6 protein-coding genes and 1 rRNA gene are annotated in these 6,312 nt (G+C 33.7%); 1 reads left to right on the forward strand and 6 read right to left on the reverse strand.

Going from position 1 to position 6,312, the window contains the following annotated elements:
• A 5S ribosomal RNA gene (gene rrf, locus ACQKNR_RS29010) occupies positions 1-93 on the forward strand; the annotation flags it as partial.
• A gap of 117 nt (positions 94-210) precedes the next feature.
• Here the strand turns inward: rrf and ACQKNR_RS29015 are convergent.
• The 6 genes from ACQKNR_RS29015 to ACQKNR_RS29040 form a co-directional block, all read right to left on the reverse strand.
• Positions 211-657: an ASCH domain-containing protein gene (locus tag ACQKNR_RS29015; protein WP_427322697.1), complete on the reverse strand. Its 447-nt coding sequence runs from the start codon at positions 655-657 to the stop codon at positions 211-213.
• An 879-nt stretch (positions 658-1,536) separates the two neighbouring features.
• Positions 1,537-2,334 (reverse strand): undecaprenyl-diphosphate phosphatase UppP, encoded by a 798-nt coding sequence (gene uppP / locus ACQKNR_RS29020; protein WP_427322699.1) that lies wholly within the window; start codon positions 2,332-2,334, stop codon positions 1,537-1,539.
• 17 nt (positions 2,335-2,351) lie between these two features.
• On the reverse strand, positions 2,352-3,089 hold the full coding sequence (locus ACQKNR_RS29025; RefSeq protein WP_427322701.1) for an ABC transporter permease: 738 nt from the start codon (positions 3,087-3,089) through the stop codon (positions 2,352-2,354).
• A complete protein-coding gene (locus ACQKNR_RS29030; RefSeq protein WP_427322703.1) occupies positions 3,082-4,011 on the reverse strand; it encodes an ABC transporter ATP-binding protein in 930 nt (309 codons plus the stop codon). The genes ACQKNR_RS29025 and ACQKNR_RS29030 overlap by 8 nt, the downstream gene beginning before the upstream one ends.
• A gap of 68 nt (positions 4,012-4,079) precedes the next feature.
• The gene (locus ACQKNR_RS29035; RefSeq protein WP_427322705.1) at positions 4,080-5,093 is read right to left on the reverse strand and encodes a sensor histidine kinase; all 1,014 of its coding nucleotides are present in this window, start codon (positions 5,091-5,093) and stop codon (positions 4,080-4,082) included.
• A complete protein-coding gene (locus tag ACQKNR_RS29040; RefSeq protein ID WP_427322707.1) occupies positions 5,083-5,796 on the reverse strand; it encodes a response regulator transcription factor in 714 nt (237 codons plus the stop codon). The genes ACQKNR_RS29035 and ACQKNR_RS29040 overlap by 11 nt, the downstream gene beginning before the upstream one ends.
• Positions 5,797-6,312: the final 516 nt, after the last annotated feature.

The raw sequence follows: 6,312 nt of genomic DNA on the forward strand, positions 1-6,312 counted from the left end.
CACACCCGTTCCCATACCGAACACGGAAGTTAAGCTCTCTAGCGCCGATGGTAGTTGGGACCTTGTCCCTGTGAGAGTAGGACGTCGCCAAGCAAGCTTAAGACGAGTCAGAATGACTCGTCTTTTTTCGTGTATAATAAAATAAACTTATCATCTATGTATTTCTTGCGTTATAGATAATAAGTTTATTGGCTTTAAAAGTAAGTATATTTATTTTTTCACATCAATAAGCTCAAACCGTTCACAAACGAGCAGCATATCTTCAGAAAAACTAAGACCAAGCTCATTTAGTTCCTTTGTAAAGAATTGAATATGGGTGTCTCTCCAGTAATTATACGTACGATTTCCTTCACCTTCCGCGATAGCGAATTCTTCGGTTACTTCATTCATTGGTGTTACAGTTACTTCTGTTATTTTAATGATGGCTACAGGTTCATCCTGACCATTGAGTATAATACTATAATCATTAGTCGTGGGGAGCGGTTCGTTTTCTAATTCATAAAAAATATGACCGGAGCATGTTGCGGTTTTGATACCGTCAATTACTAATTGTGCAAGATAATTAGGGGAATCCCCAAATTGCCAAGCTGTAACAGATTCTGGTTTTTCATTGTTTCCCCAATAAGTATCCCAATATGCTTGTGCTAATGGATTCATTTATCTCGTTACCTCACTTTAGTTAATATTTATTCTTTTTATAATCCCTGAACAATTTGGCTAATTGTTATGTCTTTGTACTCGTTTGAAATTTGTATCATTGTGTTGCGAATTAATAAACGTAATATGCGGAATGAATATGGTTTGTAAACATCTTCTGTCCATTTATGGCCATCTTTCTCATAGGCACCCATATTAACCGATGGAATGTTTAATTTTTAGATTATGTCGTAGGATAAAGGATATAGTTGTTCCCATTTAGGGAAGTTTTTTTATAGTGGTTTTAACCCTTCGTCAGTTTTGTGAATAGACAAGAAGCTACTATCTGCTAAATAAGAAAAGCCTTTTAAAATGCTATATAGTTCATCTATAATACTAACTTCGCCAATACTATTAAGTGAAACTAAATGCCTTTGTTAGTAACTTAATTTGCTCTTCTAGCGTTAAAACTTGCAGTTGTTTGTATATAGGCATAGGATAAACCTCCTTAAATATTATATTTAGGGGACTATTGTAGAGCAGTTAAGTATAAGTGAACAACATTATAGAATGATTACTTAAATCCAAAGAAGAAGTGATATATTACAATTTCTAGGAACGTTCGTTCTGTACGAGTGTGATGGGTACACTTAATCAATTGAGTTACGTATTTTTAATCCAGTATATGTGTTAAAGAAGAAATGCGATTACTCGATTCGGACTTCAAGTATAGCTTCTAACGTTACATATCTTAATGAAATGTTCAAAGAATATTCGGATTATTAAAGGTAGTTTATTACCACTATGCCATATTGAAGTGAGTAATACTAGAGGTGAAATAGATAAAAAACCGATATTCCAATTTGAATATCGGTTTAATAATATGTGACTGATATAAATCTATAGCAATACGAAAAGCGTAAATAAGATAGCTAACAAAATACGATAGTATGCAAAAGGTTTTAAACCTACCTTCTCTAAAAGCTTCAGAAAAGTTACTACTGCTAGCATTGCTACTATAAAAGAGGTAATGAATCCTACCGCAAACATAGGAATGTCATCGACACTTAAATACTGCCAACTTTTTAATAAGTCTAAGCCTGTAGCTCCAACCATTACAGGAAGAGCAATGAGAAAAGAGAACTCAGACGCAGTCTTATAATTTACTTTTGCTAACAGCCCTCCAGAAATAGTAGAGCCAGCTCTAGAGAAGCCGGGATATACTGCTAAGCATTGAAATAGTCCAATTGTTAATGCTTGACGATATGTTAAATCATCTAGCGAAAAAGCGGTTGCCTCTGCCTTTTTTACTTCTGCAAAAATCATAAGAATTGCTCCTGCTACGAGTCCAATTACGACAGTATATGGTTGAAATAAGTATGTTTTAATAACATCATGTAATAGCAAGCCGGCAACTACCGCTGGGAATACGCCAAGGAGGACGTGTAATGCGTTGAATTTTTTCTCTTTCCGTAGAAGGGGCTTAATATTGCATAAAGAAACAAGGCGTTTGTGATATAAGATAGCAATAGCTAAAATTGCTCCTAACTGTATGACAATTTCAAACGTCTTTGCCCGTTCTCCTTCAAAACCTAATAAGTGTCCGACTAATATAAGGTGGCCAGTAGAAGAGATAGGTAAAAATTCAGCTAATCCTTCTACAATACCGAGTATGAGGGCAATAATGATATCGCTCATAGTTTCACTCCTATAAATTAATGAATATCTACTCTTTTAAAATAGAATAGTGTTGCAATAAAACCGAGAATGGTAGTTGCCGCGATGATGATATAAGAATACTCTGGTGGATAAGTCGGTTGTAATTCATTATTTGCTATATCTAGAGTAGCGGTCCATGGGAATAGATCTTTGTGTTTTGAATTTACGATCATAAGGTTAGTCATTGTAATAATGATTGTTAATATAATAGGTGGTACATAGGTTTTCATTACAAGAGTTAGTAGTACAATGGGTGAAGACAATAGAAAGAGAAGTCCACCACATATTAAAAACTTTACAAGAGAGCCTAAAAGTAAGGTGATACTAAATCCAGGGAAGCTACCTATTAGTCCTAATAATAAAGTTAGCGCCCAAGCGACTAAAGTTAGCATCATGATCCAAAGGAATAGAAGGATGAACTTACTTATAATAAAGCTAATACGTGATACTGGGATAGTTAGCAAGTTTTTTAATGTATCTTCCGTGTATTCACGGGTAAATAAATAAGCAATCACAACTCCATATAAGGAGAATCCTATAACTAAAGTAGTATACAAGTTAACCTCAGTGAATAATTGATGGAACCAAATAGTTGGAGTAGGCTGCTTTGTTTTTATGTGTATATAAGATGCTACAACCACTAAAAAAGGTGCGACACCAGCCCCGATAATACTAATCAAAAACATATTAGAACGTTTTAACTTTAATAGTTCTGTATAGAGTAGATTAACCAATTGTTCCACCTCCAACTAGTTTGGTGAAATAATCTTCTAATCTGTCTTCGCTCATCATCATTTTTAATACTTCAATATCATTAAGAACGAATGTTCTGTTAATGTGTCCTTGTTGTCCAAAATGAGAGTAAACGCGAATATTCCTTTCATCATGTACTTCATAATCAAAAATTTGAAGATGATTTTCTAATAGCATTGCAGCTTTATTGTCATTATTCACCTGGAATTCTATGTACCTTCGGTTTGCTTTACGTAGCGTCTCAAGAGAAACTTCCTCTAGTAACTTTCCTTCATGAATAATTCCCATACGGTCGACTAGTTGTTCCACCTCGGCTAATATGTGACTAGAAATGAGTATCGTTATATTTCTGTCCTGAGCTAAAGATTTAATGAGTTTTCGCATTTCTTTAATACCGATTGGGTCGAGCCCGTTAGTTGGTTCATCTAGTATGAGTAGTTCAGGATAGTGGAGAAGAGCACGTGCAATTCCTAAGCGTTGCTTCATTCCTAAAGAATATTTTCCTACTAGTTTTTTTGTCTCGTGCTGCAAGCCTACAATTTCTAATGCTTCTTCAATTGCATTCTTTTTGTGAACGCCGATTATCTTTGCATTAATTAATAAGTTTTCTCTTGCAGTTAAGTTTTCATAGAATCCTGGAACTTCAACGATAGAACCAATTCTTCTTAAAATATCCTTCTGATTTTGAAACAAATCTTCTCCGAAGATCTCAATATTTCCACTTGTAGGTTTTATAAGGCTGAGTAGCATACGAATGGTTGTTGTTTTACCAGCACCGTTACGTCCTATGAATCCATAAATCTCTCCTTGCTGTACGTTGATATTTAGATTGTCTACTGATTTTTGAGTGCCATACATTTTAGTAAGGTTTGTCGTTTTTATAATTGTATTTATAGGAGACACCTACTTTCTATAAGCTCTTAATTACATGATAAAAAGGAGGGTTTAACTACGTATTAATCATTTCTTAACTATTTCTTAAAATTAGTGTATTTTTGAATGGAAAAGCCAAAAGTAGTTCTTTCCCAAGGAATACTGTCAACCCATATATGTCCACCATTTTTCTCAATGAGAGCTTTACAAATAGAAAGCCCGAGGCCACTACCACCAAAAGAGGAGTTCCTTGATTGTTCGCTTCGGTACATCCGCTCAAATACGTTGTGTAAATCATGCTTTGGAATACCAGGGCCTTTGTCCCAAATAAGCAGTTCATATTCCGTATCGGTTTCTAATAGTTCGACTCCTATTATTTTCCCATCTTTTCCGTAACAAATGGCATTTTTTATTAAATTACCAATAACCCGTATAAGGCTAAGGTGGTCTGCAATAATAGGACAAGTAGATTCTGGTATGAGAACTTGTAGTTCGATATTATGTTTTGATAGATCAGGTAAAAACTCGATTAACACTTCTCTAGTAACTTCAGAAAAGTCGAGTTCTTCTTCTTTTAGTGGGAATTCATTAGCATCCAGCTTTGCCATATTGAATATTTCATCAACTAGATGCTTTAAGTTGTTTGATTTCATAGAAAGTATTTTAAGATATTCTTGCTTTTCTATTTCAGATGCAGCAACCCCATCTTTTAACGCATCAATATATCCAATAATAGAAGTGAGTGGTGTTCGGATATCATGCGAGATACTAGATAAAAGTTGTTTTCTCGATTCCTCAGATTTTTTCGCCTCGATCTGAACCTTTTCTAATTCAGCTATTAATTCATTTATTGAAAAAACGATAGTATGTAATGAGCGATCATTGTTCGTGAATAATCTCGTTTGTAAATTTCCTTTACGTGCACGAGTTAATTTAGTGACCATTGATTTGCGATTTTGAATAAAGTGTATTCTTGAAAAGAAGGGAGACATTGTAATTAAGACAAGAGTAATAAATAAAGATATTTTTATTTTTTGGTCTAAGTGTATATTTAAAAGTCCGCAAATGATAAGTTGTAATGAAATAAGAAAGAGGATTTTATCAGTCTTCAACTTCTTCACCTACGAACTTATAACCAATTCCCCATATAGTTTGAATAAATTTTGGATTGGAAGGATCGATTTCTATTTTCTTTCTAAGCTTTCTAATATGCACCATAACGGTATTGTCATCTTCTATATAATTATCGGCCCATACATTTCGAAAGAGTTGTGTTTTTGTAAATACTTGTCCTGGGTTTGAGGTGAAGAATCTTAATAGTTCGAGTTCTTTTCCAGTTAAGTTAATTTCTTTTTCATTTGTATGAACTATGTATTTATTTAAATCGATAGTTAGCCCTTTAAAAGCTAAAGTTGTTTTCTCTTGTACATTATTGTTACTTCCGAGAACTAAAAACCGTCGCATAAGAGCTTTTACTCGTGCAATCACTTCGTGAATACTGAAAGGTTTCGTAATGTAATCATCAGCGCCAATACTTAAGCCTAAAATTTTATCAATTTCGTGATCTTTAGCGGTTAGCATTAATATCGGTACATTAGTTTTATCTCTAAGCTTTCTACATACTTCGATTCCATCTACTTTCGGCATCATAAGATCTAATATCACGAGGTTATAATTATTTTGATTAAACAAATGCAAGGCTTCTTCGCCATGAATTGCAGTATCTACCATATATAATTCTCGTTCTAAATATTTTTTTAATAAATTTCGGATTTCCTTATCGTCATCTGCTATAAGAATACGTATATCTTTCATATCTTCACCTGTTTCTAATAGAGTTTTATTGATAGTGCAGCATGATAAACAAAGAGGTACATTAGGGAATACAATAACTCTCTAATTATATACTAGTATTTGTTAAAATAAGGTTGCTAGTTTTGTTAGGAAAATCATTGGTACAAATTAAGTAAAGTGTGACGAATGGAGCATTTAATTAATTTGAATATGTTTTGGAGGATAGAATTAGTAAAGAGAAGGAGAAGAAAGTTTCTCGTTAATGAAACCATTGTAGGGGCTTATCTAGCTTAAAGGGGATGAACATATTTAAATTAAATATCTTTATAAAAAGGTGTTGACGATTAGAGTTTAGAGGTGTAATATAGAACAAGTCGCCGATGATAATAACGCAAAAAGCGACAAGCGAAATAAAAAACTTAGTTGACATTGAAAGACGAAAATGTTAACATAAGGAAGTCGCAAATGAGCGACCAAGTAGTTCTTTGAAAACTGAACGAAACAAACAACGTGAAACGTCAATTTTTATTTTAGATG

The organism is Bacillus sp. NPDC094077 (assembly GCF_050279465.1).
GTDB lineage: Bacteria > Bacillota > Bacilli > Bacillales > Bacillaceae_G > Bacillus_A.

Coding starts and splice junctions, on each gene's coding strand:
- ACQKNR_RS29015 (WP_427322697.1), bottom strand. CDS start 657: ATGAATCCATTAGCACAAGCATATTGGGATACTTATTGGGGAAACAAT.
- uppP (WP_427322699.1), bottom strand. CDS start 2,334: ATGAGCGATATCATTATTGCCCTCATACTCGGTATTGTAGAAGGATTA.
- ACQKNR_RS29040 (WP_427322707.1), bottom strand. CDS start 5,796: ATGAAAGATATACGTATTCTTATAGCAGATGACGATAAGGAAATCCGA.